The following is an 18,653-nucleotide window of genomic DNA, read 5'->3' on the forward strand; positions in this document are numbered from 1 at the left end:
CATGACGCAGGACGCCCGCACGGCCGACATCCGCCCGCTCATGGCCGGCTTTCCCACCGGCGTCGCCGTCATCACGACGCTCGCCCCGGGCGGTGAGCCGTGGGGGATGACGTGCACTTCGCTGTGCAGCGTGGCCCTCGATCCGCCGACGCTGCTGGTCTGTCTGCGCCGGGGCAGCCCGACGCTGGAGGCCGTGCAGAGCAGCGGCTCGTTCTCGGTCAATCTGCTGCACAGCCAGGCCCGTGCCACGGCGGAGCTCTTCGCCTCCGGTGCGAAGGACCGCTTCGAGAAGGTCGCCTGGCGAACCGTGGGTCCTGTCGGGGGGCCGCACCTGTTCGAGTCGGCGCACACCATCGCCGACTGCTCCGTCGACGACGTGCAGGCGGTCGGCGACCACGCCGTGGTCATGGGACTCGCCGTCGCAGTGACGCAACTCCAGTTGCAGCTGCCGCTGTTGTACGGGATGCGCCGCTACGGCTCCTGGACGGACGCCGCCGAGGACAGCCACCTGTACTACGACTTCATGTCCTGAGCCCCGGCCGGACCACCCGCACCCGCGGATCGGTCCGGCCCCCGCACCATCCTGCTGACCGGCGGGCCGGCCCCGAAACACCGGCCCGCCTCGGCATGCCCGCCGGACCCGGCCCACGGCCCGCCCGCGTCCGCCGACGACCCCCGCTCACCTGCCCGTTGTCACCCTGCGCCCCGGGGTTGCGGAACGCCCGCCGTCACACGCTCGCCCGGACGGCGCGGCGCCCGCCCCAGGCGCACAGTCCGGCCGCGGCGAAGACGGCGGCCACCAGCGTCCAGCCGGCGCCGAAGCCGCCGGTCGCGTCGGTCAGCAGACCGAAGGCGACCGGCCCGGCCACGAAGCCGGCGAAGAATCCCATCGAGACCAGGGCCGAGGCGTGGCCCGTCCTGCCGAAGCCGCTGCCCTTGGTCACCGCCACCATCGAGATCGCGTTCGCCGCGGCCGCCGACCCCCCGAGTCCGACGGCTCCGACCCAGATGAGCCAGTGCGCCCCGGTGGCGGCCGGGATCAGCGCCCCGAACGCCACCGAGGAGACGGCGAGGACGAGCAGCGACACCGGTACGTCCATCCGGTCGCTCAGGCGCGCCCAGAGCAGGCGGCTGGCGATGCCGGACACACCGATCGCGGCGATGAGCGCCCCGGCCGTCTGCTCCCCCATGGACAGCCGCTGGTGCGCGTAGAGGGGGAGGTAGGTGTTGAGCGCCGCGAGCCCGCACCCGACGCAGAGCGAGAAGGCCATCAGCCACCGGGTGGGGACGTTGGGCGGCGCCGGCAGGGTCAGGGCGCGCGCCCTGGGCCTGTGCGGGTCACGAGGCAGCAGGAGCGCCGCCAGCGCCGCCGCCAGCGCGACGGGAACGACCAGGGCCAGGGCCGCCCGCCAGGACATCGCCTGGGCCAGCGCGGGCAGGGTGAGACCGGCGGTGAAGGCGGCGAGCGGCACACCGGACTGCTTGACGCCGACGGCGATCGCCCGGCGCTCCGGCGGCACATGAGCGGCTATCAGCTTGTTCGTCGAGGGGTTGGCGAGCGACTGGGCCGCCCCGCCCAGCACCAGCGCGCCGAGCAGGAAGCCGTACGTCTCGGTCACGATCAGCAGCGTGAAGTCCGCGGCGACGAGCAGCAGCAGCAGGACGAACGCCCGGCGGCCGCCGATCAGGTCGGCGATCTGCCCCGCGTACAGCGAGAGCACCGTCGCCGAGCCGAACGTCACCGCGGTCAGCAGCCCCAGCTGGGAACGTGAGATTCCCAGGTCGTCGATGATGAACGGCCCCAGCGCGCCTATCGCGTAGAGCACGAACATCGACAGGCCCATGCCGCCCGTGACCAGGAAGAGCAGGGGCTTTGGCGTGCGCGCGGGCGGGATCAGCGTCTCCTCAGCCGGGTTGGCCGCCACCCTTGCACCCCCTCGCCCGTCAATGTAGATATATTTCAACTCTAGACGCTGACTATAGCAAGAGGGGGTGTCGTGCTGATCCCGAAGAAGCCGGACACGAGGCGTCTACGAGCGGAGCAGACCCGGCAGCGGATACTCGACGCCGCGATGAAGCTCTTCTTCCGGCATGGCTACGCGGCGACGACCATCGAGTCCATCGCGCGGGAGGCCAAGGTCTCCGTACAGACGGTCTACTTCTCGTTCGGGAACAAGCAGCAGATCCTGCGCGACCTGATCGACGTCCACGCGGCCGGTGAGGACGGCTCGGGACTGATGCCGGCCCGTCCGCAAGTGGCCGAAGCGCTCTCCGTGAAGGACCCCCGTCAGCAGCTCAGGCTCCTGGCGCGGATAACCCGCACGGTCAACGAACGGGTCGCCCCGCTCCTCGAGGTGTTGCGCAACGCCGCGGCCGCCTACGGCGAGGCGGCGGATCTGTGGCAGACCAACAAGGTCCAGCGCCGGCTCGTCCAGCGTCAGTTCGTCGACGTACTGGCGGACCGGGAACTGCTGCCCGAGGGACTCGGCAACGAGCGGGCCCTCGACATCTGCTACGCGCTCCTCGGCCCGGAGCTGTACCACCTGCTGGCCTCCGAGCGCGAGTGGACGCAGGAGCAGTGGGAGGACTGGGTGTACGAGGGCCTCTGCCAGAACCTGATCAGCGGTGGCACCCCGGCTCGCCACGTGGATGACGCCGTGCCCTGACGCGCGGGCCGCCGGCCGCGGCCGGTGTCTCCAGACGTTATGCAGAACCCCTTCAGCGTGCCCGTCGCAGACTTCTGTACGTAGCGAACCATGTGGCGGCTGGGGGAGTGGCGACTGTGGGCAGTGACAGCGGCGACGGTAAACGGCCGCGATTCTTCGTCGTCGCGGTGGGCGCGCGGGCGCCGTTCCACCGGACGATCGCCACCGCGCTGGCGGACCTCGCGGGGGGCACCGGCCCCGGCGACGACTCCCTGCGCGAGTTCGTCACCGACGGGCCCGCGCCCGGCCGCCGGGAACCCTGGCCGGACGCCTACGCGCAGGCACTCACCCGCTCCCGCCGGTTCCTCGACCGGGCTCTGCCGGCCGCCGAGATCCGGCTGGTCCACGCCGAAACCCTCGCCGACGCCGCGCGCCGGCTGCGACGCCTGACGGCAGGGCGCCGCGACGGCGACGACGCGATCGCACTCCTGCTGATCGAATCCGAACCGGCCGACGCACCCACCGGGCCACTGGCGGGTGGCGGCCTCGCCGAGGGTCTGGACGAACTGCGCGCGGTCCTGCCCGCCCACACACGCGGCGAGTTCGGCGCGTACACCGTCTTCGTCTACGACGACAGCCCGCTGGACCCCGTCCGACTCGCGCACCCCTGCACGCGGCGGCAACTGCCCGGCCTCGCCTGGGTACTGGGCGCCGACGTCATCTGCTCCTTCACCGACTACGTACAGCTGTGTTACGCCGGATCCGCGCTGCGCGGCGCCGCGCCGGACGCGCCCGCGCTGCTGGCCGACGAGCTGGCCGGTTTCCTCGCCGAACAGGCTGGCGACACCTGGGGACTGCACTACTACACCGGGTCGGTCGTGTCCGGTCTGATCGCGGACCTGGAGACGCGCGCGACGCGCGGCGGCAACCCCGTGCTGCGCGGCCCGAGCGAACACAGCCTGGCCTGCGGGGCGCTGGCCCGCTGGCAGCTGGACGAAGCGCCCTTCCTGATCGTGGTGACCAGCGGGATGATCGACGAATTCCGCGGCACCCTGGCGAACCTGCGGGAGGCGCGAGCCAGGGGGTTCATCGTCTGCGCCGACTCGCGGCCGGACGCGTGGTACCCGTTCCAGGGCACCGTGCATGGCGCGGAGGACTCGCGGGAGGTGCTGCGGGCCCGCGGGCTGGAGTTCCGCTACCTCGACGACCCCGCCCGCCTGCGGGAACAGCTGGCCGAGGCGTTCACGGCGTACGGAGCCGACCGCGGCCCGGTCGTCCTGCTCGCCACCCCGGAAGTGCTGCGGACCGCTGCCGTCGCGGCGCCCGCCGCGCGTCCCGGCGGCCGGACGCCCGAGGACGCCACCCCCGGCGCGAGCCCCGGTTCCCTGCCCGCAGGGGGGCCCGCGGCCCGTGCCCGGCCCCGGCTCGTGGTCGGCGAGGACGACCTGGCCCCCGTCATGGACATCATCAACGACGGCCCTGCCAGGCTGCTGTGGCAGTGCGGCCGGCTCGGCGCCGAGGAAAGCGCTCTGGTGCACGACATCGCCGACCGCGCGGGCGTCGCGCTCGCCGACTCGCTGACCCGGCCCGGGTCGGTCGCCCGCTACCGGGACGGGAAGGCCGTACCGCAGTACCTCGGCACGCTCGGCGTGTTCGGCTACTCGGACCGCGTCCACGCCTTCCTGCACCACGCCGGCCGGCTGCGCCCGCGCGACGAGCAGTGCCTGTTCTTCCTCAAGAGCCGTATCGCCGAGGCCGCCACGCCCTTCTCCCCCCGGGCGCTCCAACGGTCGCTGCGCATCGTCCAGATCACCCGCGAGGAGCAGCACCTGGCGCCCTTCGCCGACCACCGGCTGCGGTGCGACGGGCTGGAGTTCCTCCGCGAGGTACGCCGCAGGCTCGACGTCCCCGAGCCGCTGCGGGCCCGGCGGATGCGCGCCATCGAGGAGAGCCGGGACAGCCCCTCGGACATCGTCCACGCCCTGCCCCTGGTGCCGATGAGTCCCAACTACTTCTTCCGGCGGCTCGGCGCGGTCCTCGACACGCTCATCACGGACCACGGATACACGTACACCGGCGTCTTCGACGTGGGACGCGGCGGGCTCTCCGCCATCCGCAACCTGCCGCGCACCGGGCCGGGCTTCTCCGGCTGGTACGGACGCTCCCTCATGGGGGACGCCCTCCAGGCCGTGCCCGCCCTCGCGCTGAGCCGGGGCGACAACGTGCTGGCCTTCGTGGGGGACGGCGCCCTGGCGCTGGTGCCCGGCATCGTGCCCACGCTGGTGCAGGAAGTGTGCGTCAACGGTCACCGGCTCGCGGGCAACGTCAGCGTCTTCCAGCTCATCGACGGCGGGCACTCGGTGATCCGCACCTACCGGGAGGGGCGCCGGGCGGGCGAGGCGGAACGCCAGACGCAGGTCCTGCACCTCATGGACGACGAATGGGAGCGGAAGCTGGGCGGCCTGACGGTCACCCACCGCCGTCTGACCGACGTGGACCCCGTCGAGCTGACGGACCGGCTGCTCCGGCGTTCGGCGGTCGACGTGTACTCGGTGCCGCTCGCCCACAACAACGAGGGGGACGGGCTGAGCCTGCTGTCGTCCCTCGGCTGGCAGCGCGACACGCTTCCCGAGCTCACCTTCGCCATGGCCCGCCGTCCCGGCCCGTCCGCCCACGAGGGAGAGCTCCGTTGAAGTTCGGCTTCCTGGCCCACGCGGTCAGCCCCGGTCACCGCAACCAGCTGCGCGGCCTGGACCTGCTGGGCAGGCTCCTGGACGACCACCGCGGTACGGTGCGCGAGCCCGGCCCCCGCCTGCATGTGCCGCTGCCCATGCTGACCTCCGTCACCTCCCTCACCGGCAGCCGGTGCACCGGTGAGATCCGCGCTCTCGCCTACACGGCCGAGCAGCTCCTGCGCAGGCCCACCGCCGCCCGGGCCGTCGTCGCGGCCGAGGTCACCGCGCTGGAGGAAGCGGGCGCGCGGATCGTCGGTCTGGGCGGCGCCACGTCGATCGTGGGCGACCGCGGGCAGTGGACGGCCGGCCAGGTCGGCGTGCCCGTCACCAGCGGCAACTCCCTGACCACCTATGCCGCCCACCAGGCCGTGCTCGACTGCGTACGCCTCCTCGGGCTGTCCCCGCGATCCGCGCCCCTCGTCGTGGTCGGCTACCCCGGCTCCATCGCGCTCGCCATGGCCCGCCTCCTGCTGGCGGACGGCTTCCGGCTGGACCTGGTGACCCGCCGAAGCCGCCGGGCCGCCGACGCCCTGCTCAGCTACCTGGAGCCGGAGCAGCACGAGAACGTGACGCTGCGTCAGGACGTTTACGCGTGCGGCGACGGTCCCCGCCTGTACGTGACCGCCTCGTCCTCCGGCGGTGTCATCGACACCGCGCGGCTGCACCCCGGCTCGGTGGTCGTCGACGTCGCCCTGCCCCGGGACGCCCCGGTGCCACCGGCCGGCCGGGACGTGGTGGTCGTCGACGGCGGGCTCGTCAGCGCCGTCGACGGTGTCGTGACCGGCGACGGCACGCTGCCGGGCCCCACCCAGCAGCTCAACGGATGCCTCGCGGAGACCGTGGTGCTGGCCCTGGAGGACCGCGCCGAATCCTGGTCCCTCGGCCGGGAGATCGACGTGGAGGGCGTACGCCGAATCGGCGCGCTCGCCGCACGGCACGGCTTCCTGCCCACGCCGCTCGCCGGTTTCGGACGCACCCTGGCGGACGACGACATCGCCCGCCTGAGCGTCCACCACCTGCCCCGGTCCCGCCCGTCGGCCCCGCCGGACACCACCACGCAGACCCGGCAGCGCTTCCGCGACCACATCAACCCGCCGATGGCCCGGCTGTTCGCCGCCCACGGCATGGACCGGGTCTTCACCCGGGCGGAGGGGTGCGAGCTCATCACGGCCGACGGCGCCGCGTACCTCGACTTCGTCGCCGGATACGGCGCCCTCAACCTCGGCCACAACCACCCGCACGTCGTCGCGGGGCTGCGCGACTTCCTCGGCCGCGGCGCGCCCACCTTCGCCCAGTACATCTCGATGCCCGTCCAGGCCGCCGAACTCGCCGAGCGGCTCAGCGCCCTGGCGCCCGGCGCGCCGGAGCGCGTCTTCTTCAGCAACTCCGGTACGGAGGCGGTGGAAGCCGCGCTGAAGCTCGCCCGCGCCGCCACCGGACGCACCCGGCTCGTGCACGCCGACAACAGCTACCACGGCAAGACGATGGGCGCCCTGTCCGTGACCGGGCGGGACACGCACCGCGCCCCGTTCGCACCCCTGCTGTCCGACTGCGTGGGAGTCCCGTACGGCGACGCCGAAGCACTGGCGGCCGTCATCGACGGCGCCGCCGCCTTCATCGTCGAACCGGTGCAGGGGGAGGGCGGCGTCGTACTGCCGCCCCCCGGCTATCTGCTGGAGGCCCAGCGCCTGTGCCGCCGGGCCGGAGCCGTCTTCGTCCTCGACGAGATCCAGACGGGGCTGGGCCGCACCGGCGCGATGTTCGCCGCCGAGCACGACGGTCTGCGGCCGGACGTCCTGTGCCTGGCGAAGTCGCTCTCCGGCGGCCTGGTCCCGATCGCCGCGACACTGGTCGGCGCCGGCCTGTGGGACGACGCCTACGGCAGCAGCGACCGGGCCCTGCTGCACTCGTCCACCTTCGGCGGCGGCAACCTCGCCGCGGCCGCGGGCCTCGCCACGCTCGATGTCCTCGAAGCGGAGAAACTGCCCGGACGGGCCGCCGACATGGGCGCGTACCTGCGCACCGCCCTGCGCGAGGTCTGCGCACCGTACGGGTTCGTCCGCGACGTCCGGGGCATCGGCCTGATGAACGCCCTGGAGTTCAACGGCGACTTCTCCGGTGCGGCGGGCGCCATGGCCGACGAGGTCCTCACCCGGCTCCCCGGCGACCTGCACTCCCTCGTCGACTGGCTGCCCGACGACGTCCGGGCGGCGGTTGCCCGGGCGGGCGATGCGCTGGAGGCGTCGCTGGGCGACCTGATGTGCCTGCGATTCGCCGGCCGGCTCGCCCGCGACCACCGGATCCTCACCTTCCTGACGGCGAACCGGAACAGGGTGCTGCGCCTCCAGCCTCCCCTGGTGCTGACCACCGAGCAGGCCGACCGGTTCGTGACGGCGGTCGGCGCGGTCTGCCACGACCTGGCCCTGCACTCCGACACCGTCGGCGTACCGGTGCCGGGCCGCCCAACCATCGAAGAAGGATGATCACGGTGACCACAGGAATCACTTCCACCGGCGCGATCCTGGAACGCGTGACGGCGATGCTGGAGGAGAAGCTCGGCCTGCTGCCCGAAGAGGTGACGCCGCAAGCGCGGTTCAAGGAGGATCTCGGTCTCGACTCCCTCGACATGGTGGAACTGCTCACGATCGTGGAGACCGAGCTGGGCACGGCCGTCGACGACGAGGTGGCCCTGTCCCTGGCCACGATCGGCGACGTACTGGACTACCTCGCCGCCCACCGGCCGACCGGAGCCGGGGCGTGAACGGCCGGCAGGTGGTGATCACCGGCATCGGCCCGGTCACGCCGATCGGTGTCGGCGCGCACGACTTCTGGCAGGCCCAGCTCAAGGGGGTCAGCGGGGTCCGCCGGATCAGCCGCTTCGACCCGGACGGACTCCCGGTGCGCATCGCCGGGGAGGTGGACCTGCCCGAGCGGTTCACCCCCGGCCGCCGGGAGGCGCTGGCCTCCGACCGCTGCACACAACTGGGCCTGGCGGCCGCCCGTCTCGCGCTCGAGGACAGCTCGCTGGACCTGACCGCCGAGGACCGTGACCGGGTGGGCGTCGTGATGGGCACGGGCGCGGGCGGCGCGCTCACCTGGGAGACGAACACGCGGGCCCTGGTGTCCGGCGGTCCGTCCAGAATCGGGGCGCGCTCCATCGCCATGTCGATGGCGAACGGCACCGCCTCGCGGATCGCTCTCGACCACGGCATCACCGGTCCCAGCACGGCGGTCGTGACCGCGTGCGCGTCCGGAGCGGAGGCCCTCATCGGCGCCTGCCAGATGATCGTCTCGGGTGAGGCGGACGTGGTACTGGCGGGAGGCAGCGAAGCGCCGGTCACCCCCCTGATCGTCGGCGGCTTCGCCAGGATCAGGGCGCTGTCCACGCGCAACGACGAGCCCGAGCGCGCCAGTCGCCCCTTCAGCGAGGACCGCGACGGATTCGTGCTCGCCGAAGGGGCGGCGGTGCTGGTCCTCGAATCCCTGGAGCACGCGCGGGCACGGGGCGCCACCGTGCTGGCCACGCTCAGCGGTTACGGACGTTCGTCCGACGCGCACCACGTGACGGCCCCCCACCCGGAGGGCGCGGGCGCCGCGCGCGCGATGTGGGCGGCACTGCGCTCCGCCGGCTGGTCGGCGCGGGACGTCTCGTACGTCAACGCGCACGGCACCGGTACGTCGTACAACGACGCCTCGGAGGCACGGGCGCTGCGGACCGCCCTGGGCGAGGAGGCGGGCCGTACACCGGTGTCCTCGACCAAGTCGATGACCGGCCACAGCCTGGGAGCGGCCGGTGCGGTCGAGGCGGTGGTGTGTGTGCAGGCGCTGACGCACGGCGTCGTGCCACCCACGGTCAACCTCGACCGCGCCGACCCGGACCTGGGACTGGACGTGGTGGGGGCGGACGCACGGGAGATCCCGCTCGGCGCGGTCCTCTCCAACTCCTTCGCCTTCGGCGGCCACAACGTCGTCCTGGCCTTCGGCGCTCCCCGATAACCTGGGCGGATGCTCAACGAAGTCACAGCGACCCGCTACGTCACGCCCTTGCGCGAGGGCGGCTCGCTCCCGGGGATCGTCGAGGCCGACGATCTCGGTACGTACGTCATGAAGTTCACCGGAGCCGGACAGGGCCGCAAGACCCTGGTCGCCGAAGTCATCTGCGGGGAGCTGGCCCGCAGGCTCGGACTGCGCGTCCCCGAACTGGTCACCATCCAGCTCGACCCGGTGATCGGCCTGGGTGAACCGGACCAGGAGGTGCAGGAACTGCTCAAGGCGAGCGGCGGACTGAACCTCGGGATGGACTACCTCCCCGGCTCGATCGGCTTCGACCCGCTCGCCTACGAGGTGGACCCGGCCGAAGCGGGCCGGGTCGTGTGGTTCGACGCGCTGATCAACAACGTCGACCGCTCCTGGCGCAACCCCAACATGCTCGTCTGGCACGGCGACCTGTGGCTCATCGACCACGGCGCCACCATCATCTGGCACCACAACTGGCCGGCCGCCGAGAGCGCGGCCGCCAAGCCGTACAACGCCTCGGACCACGTGCTCGCGTCCTTCGGCCCCGACGTCGCCGCCGCGGCCGCCGAGCTCGCCCCGCGGGTCACCGAGGAACTGCTGACCGAGGTCGCCGCCGAGATCCCCGCCGAGTGGCTCGTGGACGAGCCGGGGTTCGAGAGCGCCGACGCGCTGCGCCGCGCCCATGTCGGCGTCCTGCTGGCGCGCGCCGCCACGATCCACGAGCGGATCACCCTCGGCGCGCCGACCGAGGACAAGCCGTCGCGGGCCCCGGGCTGGCTCAAGGAGCGCCTGGCGCCCCTGCCGCGGCCGGCCGGCCAGGACGAGACGCACGACAAGGACGGCGACCAGTGAACACCCGACGGGACGTCTTCGAATACGCGCTGGTGCGCGTCGTGCCGCGCGTGGAGCGCGGCGAGATGTTCAACGCGGGCGTACTCGTCTACTGCCGCGCCAAGTCGTTCGTCGCCGCCCGGACGCATCTGGACGAGGCCAAACTGAGGGCGCTCGACCCCGACGCCGACGTGGCGGGTGTACGGGCCGCCCTGCGGGCCGTGGAGGGCGTCTGCGCGGGCGGCGGCGGGGCTGGACAGGCGGCGGGGGAGGACCCCGGGAAGCGGTTCCGCTGGCTGATCGCGCCCCGCAGCACCGTGGTGCAGCCCGGCCCCGTGCACACGGGTCTCACGGCGGATCCGGCGGCCGAGGCCGAGCGCCTGCTCGATCTGCTGGTGAGGTGATCTGCGCTACGCACCCGGTGGGCCGTTGACACCGAGTGCCATGGCTTCTAGCGTCTCGTCTGCTGAAGCTACTAAGCGGTTGCTCAGTGATCGGGAACTCACTCTCGGTCGACCAGGCTGAGCGACCGCATCCAAGGGCGAGGAGAACCAGCATGTCCACCACCGAGCAGCGTGTCGCGATCGTGACCGGGGCGGCGCGCGGCATTGGCGCCGCCACCGCGGTCCGTCTGGCGGCCGAGGGCCGCGCCGTCGCCGTACTCGACCTCGACGAGGCCGCGTGCAAGGACACCGTCGAGAAGATCACCGCGGCGGGCGGCACCGCCCTCGCCGTCGGCTGCGACGTCTCCGACAGCGCCCAGGTCGAGGCCGCCGTCGCGCGCGTCGCCGCGGAGCTCGGTGCGCCGACGATCCTCGTCAACAACGCGGGTGTCCTGCGCGACAACCTGCTCTTCAAGATGAGCGAGTCCGACTGGGACATCGTGATGAACGTGCACCTCAAGGGCGCGTTCCTGATGGCCAAGGCATGCCAGAAGCACATGGTGGACGCCAAGTTCGGCCGTATCGTCAGCCTCTCCAGCAGCTCGGCGCTCGGCAACCGCGGACAGGCGAACTACTCCGCCGTCAAGGCTGGCCTCCAGGGCTTCACCAAGACGCTCGCCAAGGAGCTCGGCAAGTTCGGCATCACGGCCAACGCCGTCGCGCCCGGCTTCATCGTCACGGAGATGACGGCCCAGACCGCCGCCCGCGTCGGCATGGGCTTCGAGGAGTTCCAGGCCGCCGCCGCCACCCAGATCCCGGTGCAGCGCGTCGGCACGCCGGACGACATCGCCAACGCCATCGCCTTCTTCACGGGCGAAGACGCCGGTTTTGTCTCCGGCCAGGTCATGTACGTCGCCGGCGGCCCGCTCAACTGACGAGGGACTGAGAATCATGACTGCTGAGGCAGAGGTGCGGGACAGCGGGAAGGTCGCGCTCATCACGGGCGCGAGCCGCGGAATCGGTTACGGCGTCGCCGAGGCGCTCGTCGCCCGCGGCGACCGGGTGTGCATCACCGGGCGCAACGAGGACGCGCTGAAGGAGGCCGTCGAGGCGCTCGGCGCGGACCGGGTGATCGGCGTCGCGGGCAAGGCCCACGACGAGGCGCACCAGGCGATCGCCGTCGAGCGCACCATGGAGGCGTTCGGCCGGGTCGACTTCCTGATCAACAACGCCGGCACGAACCCGGTCTTCGGACCGATCGCGGAGCTGGACCTCGGGGTCGCCCGCAAGACGTACGAGACCAACGTGATCTCCGCGCTCGGGTTCGCGCAGCAGACCTGGAAGGCGTGGCAGAAGGAGAACGGCGGGGCGATCGTGAACATCGCCTCGGTCGCCGGCATCTCCGCCTCGCCCTTCATCGGCGCGTACGGCATGAGCAAGGCGGCGATGGTCAACCTGACCCTCCAGCTGGCGCACGAGTTCGCGCCGGGTGTACGGGTCAACGCGATCGCGCCCGCCGTGGTCAAGACCAAGTTCGCCCAGGCGCTCTACGAGGGCCGCGAGGCCGAGGCTGCGGCGGCGTACCCGCTGGGGCGGCTCGGCGTTCCCGCGGACATCGGCGGCGCAGCGGCCTTCCTCACCTCGGACCAGTCGGACTGGATCACGGGGCAGACACTGGTCGTCGACGGCGGTATCTTCCTGAACGCTGGCGTCGGCTGAGTCGCTTTACCCGCTTTTACTGTGGATTACGCCCAAGCGCCCTGCCGGGTCGACCCGTTGACCCGACAGGGCGCTGCGGTATGGTCTGCCGACCCATGGCTGATCGAGGAGCGTGCACGTGTTCAACCGGACCAGATGTCTGCAGTCCGCTGCAGCCCTTGTGTCCATATCCCTGCTGACCGGATGCGGGATGCTGTCCAGTGATCAGTCCGACACCGAGCAGAAGCTCGCTGTCGGTACGACGAGCACGCCCAGCACACTCGACCCGGCCGGCGCGTGGGACGGTTCCTGGGAGCTGTACAGAAACGTCTTCCAGACGTTGGTGAGCTACCCCACGGGGAGCACCTCGCCCGAGCCGGACGCCGCCGAGAAGTGTTCCTTCACGGACAGCTCGAACCAGGTCTATACCTGCACGCTCCGCGAGGGCCTCACCTTCTCGGACGGGACAGCGCTGGACGCGAAGGCGGCCAAGTACTCGATCGACCGGATCGTCGAGATCGGGGCGCAGGGGGGTCCGAAGCAGCTGCTCTCCAGCCTCGACAAGGTGGAGATCAACGGCGACCGGAAGATCACCTTCCGTCTCAACAAGCCGGACGCCACCTTCCCCTTCGTGCTCGCCACGCCGGCGATGTCGATGGTGAGCCCCGCGGACTACCCGAAGGACCGGCTCCGTTCCGGCAACGAGCTGACCGGCTCGGGGCCGTACACCCTCGCGTCGTACCAGCCGGAGAAGTCGGCCGAGCTCGTGAAGAACCCGAAGTACGAGGGGTTCGCCGATCTCAAGAACGACGCCGTCACGATCCAGTACTACAAGGACTCCGCCGTGATGGTCGCGGCGCTGAAGAAGAAGGAGATCGACGCGACGTTCCGCGGTCTGACCGCCGAGCAAGTCGTCGATCTCGAGGGCCAGCCCAAGGAGAAGGAGCTCCAGGTCGTCGAGGCGGTCGGCGCCGAGATCCGCTACCTGGTCTTCAACCCCAAGGACCCGGCCGCGCGCAACCCCGCCGTCCGCCGGGCCATCGCCCAGGTGGTCGACCGGGGCGCCCTCGTCGACAAGGTCTACCAGGGCACCGCCGAGCCCCTGTACTCGATGATCCCGAGCGGTGTCGCCGGTCACGCGACCAGCTTCTTCGACACCTACGGCGAGCCGAGCGTGCCCAAGGCGCGCAACATCCTCTCCGAGGCGGGGATCACCGAGCCGGTACCGCTGACTTTCTGGTACACCTCCGACCGGTACGGATCGTCCACCGCGCTGGAGTTCGCCGAGCTGAAGCGGCAGCTGGACGAGTCCGGGCTGTTCAAGATCACGCTCAAGAGCCGGCCCTGGAACACCTTCCAGAAGGGCTACCAGAAGGGCGAGTACCCCGTCTTCGGCCGTGGCTGGTCCCCCGACTTCCCGGACCCGGACAACTTCGTCGCCCCCTTCGTCGGCGAGAACAACGCCGTCGGAACGCCGTACGACACCCCGGAGATCACGGCCAGCCTGCTGCCGAAGACACGGCAGGAGAGCGACCGCGCCGCGGTGGGCGACCAGTTCGGGCGCGCCCAGGAGATCCTGCTCAAGGACGTCCGGCTGCTGCCGCTGTGGCAGGGCAAGCTGTACGTCGCCGCCTCCGACGAGATCGCGGGCGCGGAGCGTGCGCTCGACCCGCAGACGATCATGCAGGTGTGGCAGCTGCACCGGAAGACCAGCTGGTAGCGGCCGTTGTCAGTGGCCGCGGGTAGGTTCTTTGATGAAGAACTGATCCTTTACCGGAGGTTGTTGACGTGACCGACACCGACATGCTGCCCGAGTCCTGGCGCGGCGTTCTCGGAGACGAGCTTCAGAAGCCCTACTTCCAGCAGCTCACCGAATTCGTCGAGAAGGAACGGGCCAACGGGCCGGTCTACCCGCCGCGCGAGGAGGTCTTCGCCGCCCTCGACGCGACACCGTACGACCGTGTGAAGGTCCTGGTCCTCGGCCAGGACCCCTACCACGGCGAGGGGCAGGGCCACGGGCTCTGCTTCTCGGTGCGGCCGGGGGTCAAGGTGCCTCCGTCCCTGCGGAACATCTACAAGGAGATGAACGCGGAGCTGGGCACCCCGATCCCGGACAACGGATATCTGATGCCGTGGGCCGAACAGGGTGTCCTGCTGCTCAACGCCGTACTGACGGTGCGGGCCGGCGAGGCCAACTCCCACAAGGGCAAGGGGTGGGAGACGTTCACGGACGCGGTGATCCGCGCCGTGGCCTCGCGGCCCGACCCGGCCGTCTTCGTGCTCTGGGGCAACTACGCGCAGAAGAAGCTCCCGCTGATCGACGAGGAGCGGCACGTGGTGGTGAAGGGCGCGCACCCCTCGCCGCTCTCGGCGAAGAAGTTCTTCGGGTCCCGGCCGTTCACGCAGATCAACGAGGCGGTCGCGGCGCAGGGCCACCGGCCCATCGACTGGACCGTGCCGAACCTGGGCTGATCAGCCCAGGTCGTACGCGAAGGTGTACGGGACGGCCGACTCACCGTGTCGCGCGGTGTAGCCGCCCGTCCCGCTCAGCCCGGACAGCTCACCCGTGCCGGAGCCGGGCACCACCTCGAACGTGCAGTGGACCTCTCCGTCCTCGCCGAAGGTGGCCCGCTCCTCGACGGCGAACGTCCCCCGACGGCCGCCCACGGTGCCGCTGAAGAGCTGGTGACCGGAGCAGACGCCGGTTTTCCCGGACACGTAGGCGATGGAGTACTCGCAGGTGGTCGCGGACGCCTCGACGGCGCCGCTGAAGGTGTTGGTGACGGAGGCACGGGCCAGCCTAGGGCCCTCCTCCGGCCCTGCTACGGACGTCTCGACCCAGTCGGCGTAGGTGAAGCTTCCGGTGGCCTGTGTGGGCATGGCGGGTTTCCTCTCAAGAGCCGGCGCGACGCTCTCGCGCTCCTGGGACCAGCATCTTTTATGTACCTGACACCTTCTGTCAGGTACGGGGGCAGACTTGGCGCATGCGCGCGGACCGACTGCTCTCCCTCCTGCTTCTCCTTCAGAATCGGGGCAGGATGACCGCCCCCGAACTGGCCTCGGAACTCGGCGTCTCGGTCCGGACCGTTTACCGGGACGTCGAGGCGCTCAGCACGTCGGGAGTGCCCGTCTACGCCGACCGGGGCCCGGCCGGCGGGTACCGTCTGACGGACGGCTACCGCACCCGGCTGACCGGTCTGACGAGTGACGAGGCCGGATCGCTGCACTTCGCGGGCATGCCGACGGCCGCCGCCGAACTGGGCCTGGCCGCCGACCTGACCATGGCGCAGCTCAAGCTGCGGGCCGCGCTGCCGGACGGCCTGGGGGAGCGCACCCGGCGCGTCCAGGAACGGTTCCACCTCGACGCCCCCGCCTGGTTCCGGGACGCCGACCCCGCGCCGCACCTCGCGGAAGTGGCGGGGGCGGTCTGGCGGCAGCGGCTGCTGCGCGTGCACTACCGGAGCTGGCGCGGCGACGTGCACCGGGACCTGGAGCCCCTGGGGCTCGTGCTCAAGGGCGGGAACTGGTACCTGGTGGCGCACGCCGGTGAGTCGGTCCGTACGTACCGGGTGTCGCGGATGCTCGCCGTGGAAGGGCTGGAAGAGGGCTTCGAGCGGCCCGCCGGATTCGATCTGTCGGCGTACTGGCAGGAGAGCGCGCGCCGGATGGAGGCCGCCGTACTGCGGGGCGAGGCCCGGCTCAGGGTGTCCCCGCGCGGCCTGCGGCTGCTGCCCGTGCAGTGCGGGGCGGCCGGCGCCCTGGCCGTGCGGGAGGCGGGGCCGCCGGACGGGGAGGGCTGGGTGGAGACCGTGCTGCGCGTCGAGGCACTGCCGGTGGCGCTGGGGGACCTGCTGCGGATGGGGCTGGAGGTCGAGGTGCTTGGCCCGCCGGAACTGCGCGCCGAGGTGGCGCGTACGGTCACCGGCCTGGCGCAGCGCTACGGGGACGCCGCCCGAGCCTGAGCCCGATTGTCAGTGGCGGGGTCTAGCGTCGGGGTCGTCGGTATTGGCTGGTGCGTGGCGGGCGACAGGAGAAACGGCGATGGAGCAGCGGGAGACGTCCGAGGACGCCACGATGACGCGGATCGGGCAGGCGATCATGCTTCTCCACGCCGGTGACCGCGAGGAGGCGCGCAACCGCCTCGGCGAGCTGTGGGCGGAGATCGGCGAGGACGGGGACCCGTTCCACCGCTGCACGCTCGCGCACTACATGGCGGACACCCAGGACGACGCCGGGGACGAACTGGCCTGGGACCTGCGGGCGCTCGCCGCCGCCGACGGGCTCACGGACGAACGCGTGGCCCGGCACGACTCCTCGGTCGCGGTGCGCGGCTTCTATCCCTCGCTCCATCTCAACCTCGCCGCCGACTACCTGAAGCTGCACCGCCCGGACGCCGCGCGCACCCATCTCGGGCGGGCGCGGGCGGCGTCGGACGCGCTCGCGGACGACGGGTACGGGGACGGGGTCCGGGCGGCCCTCGACCGGCTGGAGCGGAGGATCGCCGAGGCGGGGTGATCAACGCCCGTACGTCTCGCGGCAGATGCGGCTCTCGGGGCTGCCGGGCCGCCAGCCGCCGTACCCCTCGCCCAGGGCGCACACGTCCGCTCCCGCGCCGGTAGCGGCTGCGGGCAGGGACGGGACTACGCGCGGCACCGGGACGGCGACCTCAGGGGGTGCGGGCGCCACGGGGACGGCGGGAGCGGGCCGCGCGGGAGGCGGGGCCGGCTTCGCGGCCGGCCGCCCGGGCGGCTTTGGCGCGGCGGTCTGGCGCACCGCCGGGGCCTCCCGGGGCTCCTCTCGGGGCGCGGCCTTCTCCGGGGGCTGGAGCGCGGCGTCCAGGGCCTGCCGGGCGGGAGCCTGGACGATCTGCGGCTGTACGTCCTGGCCGCCGGGGAGCGGCGCGGCGTCCGCCCGGGGGACTGCGGCGGGCGAGGGGGCGGGCTCCACCGCCACGCAGCCGGTGACGGTGGCGGAGACGGCCGAGACCGCCACACCCATAAGGATCTTCACTGTGGTTCTCGTTCGGTGCACGCGCGCAACTCTGGTGGGCCGGAGGCTCTTTTCGCCTACGTGCGAAGGAGATTGGCCCGCACGAGTGATCCGGCGGCCGTCGCGCGGACGCCGGTCAGTCGCCCGTCGTGCCGTCGATCCGCTCGCGCAGCAGGTCCGCGTGGCCGTTGTGGCGGGCGTACTCCTCGATCATGTGGACGTAGATCCAGCGGAGGTTGTAGGTCTTCCCGCTGCGGTGCTTTCCTCCGCCGATGTGGTCCAGCGAGTGCGGCGCGGCCAGCTCGCGCGCCCGGTCGATCGCTGCCCGCCAGGTGGAGTGCGCCTCCTGCCAGGTGTCCTCGGCGGTGACGTGGAAGTCCCCGTCGGGATCCTCGTCGCTGTAGTACAGCGGCGGCGCGTCCTCGTCGCCGAGCACCCGGTGGAACCAGCCCCGCTCGACCTCCGTCATGTGCCGCACGAGCCCGAGCAGCGACATGCTCGAAGGCGGTACGGCGGCCTCTCGCAGCTGCTCCTCGCTCAGACCCGCGCACTTGAGCGCCAGCGTCTCGCGGTGGAACTCCAGCCAGCTCTCCAGCATCTCCCGTTCCGCGGCGGTGGTGGAGGGATCAATACGTCCGGTAGTCGTCATGGCAGCCATCGTCACTCACCGGTCCACCCCGCCGCCAGCCCTTATGTGCCCGCGCCCGCGGCGCCGAGCATGCCGCGCAGCAACTCACCGAAGCCCTTGCGCAGTTCCTCCTCGCTGGGCACGGCGGAGTGGTACGAACCGGCCGCGCAGGAGAACATCAGCCCCTCGCACCACGCCACCAGTGACAGGGCGTGCCGCTCCGGCTCCCGCGAACCGACCGCCGCCATCAGCGCGTTGAGCGGCTCACGGAAGTGGTGGCGGCCCGCGGCATCGTAGAACTCGCGCAGCTCGGGCCGGCGCGTCGCCTCCAGGCCCAGTTCGTACCGGGCGACGAGCAGCTCGCGGTGGTGCGTCAAATGCCGGTGCAGGACCAGGGCGAGGGCGCCGACGATGCCGTCGAGCCCCGCCGACGGCGCGGGCATCTCGTCGAGCGCGAGCACCCGGGTCTCGCGTTCGGCCAGCCGCCGCACCGTCGCCTCCAGCAGCGCCTGCCGCGTGCGGGCGTAGTTGGACGTCGAGCCCTGCGGCAGCCCGGCACGTTCGTCCACCGCCCGGTGGGTCAGCCCGCGCATGCCGCGCTCGACGAGCAGGGTCAGGGCGGCGTCGGTGATCAGCTCGGGGCGGGAGCGGCCCATGGCGGTGGTGCGTGCGGTCATGGGAACCAATCTACCGCGCCGACTACACCTGTAGTACGCTCCTGGGGTCA

General features: G+C 71.9%; 19 protein-coding genes. 14 read left to right on the plus strand and 5 right to left on the minus strand.

Annotated features, from left to right (window positions below; translation table 11 throughout):
• Window position 1 precedes the first annotated feature (1 nt).
• On the plus strand, window positions 2-532 hold the full coding sequence (locus tag AS594_RS29455; protein ID WP_069929851.1) for a flavin reductase family protein: 531 nt from the start codon (window positions 2-4) through the stop codon (window positions 530-532).
• A gap of 196 nt (window positions 533-728) precedes the next feature.
• Here AS594_RS29455 and AS594_RS29460 read toward each other — a convergent pair whose 3' ends face one another.
• Entirely contained in the window at window positions 729-1,925 is a 1,197-nt protein-coding gene (locus AS594_RS29460; RefSeq protein WP_107364792.1) for an MFS transporter, read from the minus strand.
• A 72-nt stretch (window positions 1,926-1,997) separates the two neighbouring features.
• On the opposite strand from AS594_RS29460, the gene AS594_RS29465 reads away from it, so the two are divergent.
• The 11 genes from AS594_RS29465 to ung all read left to right on the plus strand — a co-directional run bounded on the left by AS594_RS29465 (window position 1,998) and on the right by ung (window position 14,781).
• Window positions 1,998-2,666 (plus strand): TetR/AcrR family transcriptional regulator, encoded by a 669-nt coding sequence (locus AS594_RS29465; protein ID WP_079144342.1) that lies wholly within the window; start codon window positions 1,998-2,000, stop codon window positions 2,664-2,666.
• Between the two features lie 116 nt (window positions 2,667-2,782).
• Complete coding sequence (locus AS594_RS46355) at window positions 2,783-5,338, plus strand: hypothetical protein (RefSeq protein ID WP_069929852.1); 2,556 nt, start codon at window positions 2,783-2,785, stop codon at window positions 5,336-5,338.
• Entirely contained in the window at window positions 5,335-7,863 is a 2,529-nt protein-coding gene (gene pigE, locus AS594_RS29475) for a prodigiosin MAP biosynthesis aminotransferase PigE (protein WP_069929853.1), read from the plus strand. Before AS594_RS46355 ends, pigE begins: the two co-directional genes overlap by 4 nt.
• A 5-nt stretch (window positions 7,864-7,868) precedes the next feature.
• Entirely contained in the window at window positions 7,869-8,141 is a 273-nt protein-coding gene (gene acpP, locus AS594_RS29480; RefSeq protein ID WP_206281725.1) for an acyl carrier protein, read from the plus strand.
• Complete coding sequence (gene fabF / locus AS594_RS29485; protein WP_069929855.1) at window positions 8,138-9,376, plus strand: beta-ketoacyl-ACP synthase II; 1,239 nt, start codon at window positions 8,138-8,140, stop codon at window positions 9,374-9,376. The genes acpP and fabF overlap by 4 nt, the downstream gene beginning before the upstream one ends.
• Window positions 9,377-9,385: 9 nt before the next feature.
• Window positions 9,386-10,249, plus strand: a complete 864-nt coding sequence (locus tag AS594_RS29490; RefSeq protein ID WP_069929856.1) for a HipA family kinase — start codon at window positions 9,386-9,388, stop codon at window positions 10,247-10,249.
• Window positions 10,246-10,632 (plus strand): DUF3037 domain-containing protein, encoded by a 387-nt coding sequence (locus tag AS594_RS29495; RefSeq protein ID WP_069929857.1) that lies wholly within the window; start codon window positions 10,246-10,248, stop codon window positions 10,630-10,632. Before AS594_RS29490 ends, AS594_RS29495 begins: the two co-directional genes overlap by 4 nt.
• A gap of 152 nt (window positions 10,633-10,784) precedes the next feature.
• Complete coding sequence (gene fabG, locus AS594_RS29500) at window positions 10,785-11,546, plus strand: 3-oxoacyl-ACP reductase FabG (protein WP_069929858.1); 762 nt, start codon at window positions 10,785-10,787, stop codon at window positions 11,544-11,546.
• A gap of 16 nt (window positions 11,547-11,562) precedes the next feature.
• Window positions 11,563-12,330 (plus strand): SDR family oxidoreductase, encoded by a 768-nt coding sequence (locus AS594_RS29505; protein WP_069929859.1) that lies wholly within the window; start codon window positions 11,563-11,565, stop codon window positions 12,328-12,330.
• A 118-nt stretch (window positions 12,331-12,448) separates the two neighbouring features.
• Window positions 12,449-14,029 (plus strand): ABC transporter substrate-binding protein, encoded by a 1,581-nt coding sequence (locus AS594_RS29510; RefSeq protein WP_069929860.1) that lies wholly within the window; start codon window positions 12,449-12,451, stop codon window positions 14,027-14,029.
• Between the two features lie 68 nt (window positions 14,030-14,097).
• Entirely contained in the window at window positions 14,098-14,781 is a 684-nt protein-coding gene (gene ung, locus AS594_RS29515) for a uracil-DNA glycosylase (protein ID WP_069929861.1), read from the plus strand.
• Here the strand turns inward: ung and AS594_RS29520 are convergent, their stop codons facing one another.
• On the minus strand, window positions 14,782-15,189 hold the full coding sequence (locus AS594_RS29520; RefSeq protein ID WP_069935492.1) for a DUF3224 domain-containing protein: 408 nt from the start codon (window positions 15,187-15,189) through the stop codon (window positions 14,782-14,784). It lies immediately after the preceding gene.
• A gap of 104 nt (window positions 15,190-15,293) precedes the next feature.
• On the opposite strand from AS594_RS29520, the gene AS594_RS29525 reads away from it, so the two are divergent.
• Both AS594_RS29525 and AS594_RS29530 read left to right on the plus strand, forming a co-directional pair.
• The gene (locus tag AS594_RS29525; RefSeq protein WP_069929863.1) at window positions 15,294-16,271 is read left to right on the plus strand and encodes a helix-turn-helix transcriptional regulator; all 978 of its coding nucleotides are present in this window, start codon (window positions 15,294-15,296) and stop codon (window positions 16,269-16,271) included.
• A gap of 79 nt (window positions 16,272-16,350) precedes the next feature.
• Window positions 16,351-16,824, plus strand: coding sequence for a hypothetical protein (locus AS594_RS29530; protein ID WP_069929864.1), 474 nt, complete (start codon window positions 16,351-16,353; stop codon window positions 16,822-16,824).
• Here AS594_RS29530 and AS594_RS29535 read toward each other — a convergent pair whose 3' ends face one another.
• From AS594_RS29535 to AS594_RS29545, 3 genes are all read right to left on the minus strand, one after another.
• Window positions 16,825-17,340: a hypothetical protein gene (locus AS594_RS29535; RefSeq protein WP_079144340.1), complete on the minus strand. Its 516-nt coding sequence runs from the start codon at window positions 17,338-17,340 to the stop codon at window positions 16,825-16,827. It abuts the gene before it with no gap.
• Between the two features lie 94 nt (window positions 17,341-17,434).
• Window positions 17,435-17,947 carry a DinB family protein gene (locus AS594_RS29540; RefSeq protein WP_069929866.1) on the minus strand — a complete coding sequence of 171 codons (513 nt, stop codon included), beginning with the start codon at window positions 17,945-17,947 and terminating at the stop codon, window positions 17,435-17,437.
• Between the two features lie 41 nt (window positions 17,948-17,988).
• Window positions 17,989-18,603, minus strand: coding sequence for a TetR/AcrR family transcriptional regulator (locus tag AS594_RS29545; RefSeq protein ID WP_069929867.1), 615 nt, complete (start codon window positions 18,601-18,603; stop codon window positions 17,989-17,991).
• Between the last annotated feature and the right edge of the window lie 50 nt (window positions 18,604-18,653).

This window comes from Streptomyces agglomeratus, assembly GCF_001746415.1.
In the GTDB taxonomy this organism is placed as follows: domain Bacteria; phylum Actinomycetota; class Actinomycetes; order Streptomycetales; family Streptomycetaceae; genus Streptomyces; species Streptomyces agglomeratus.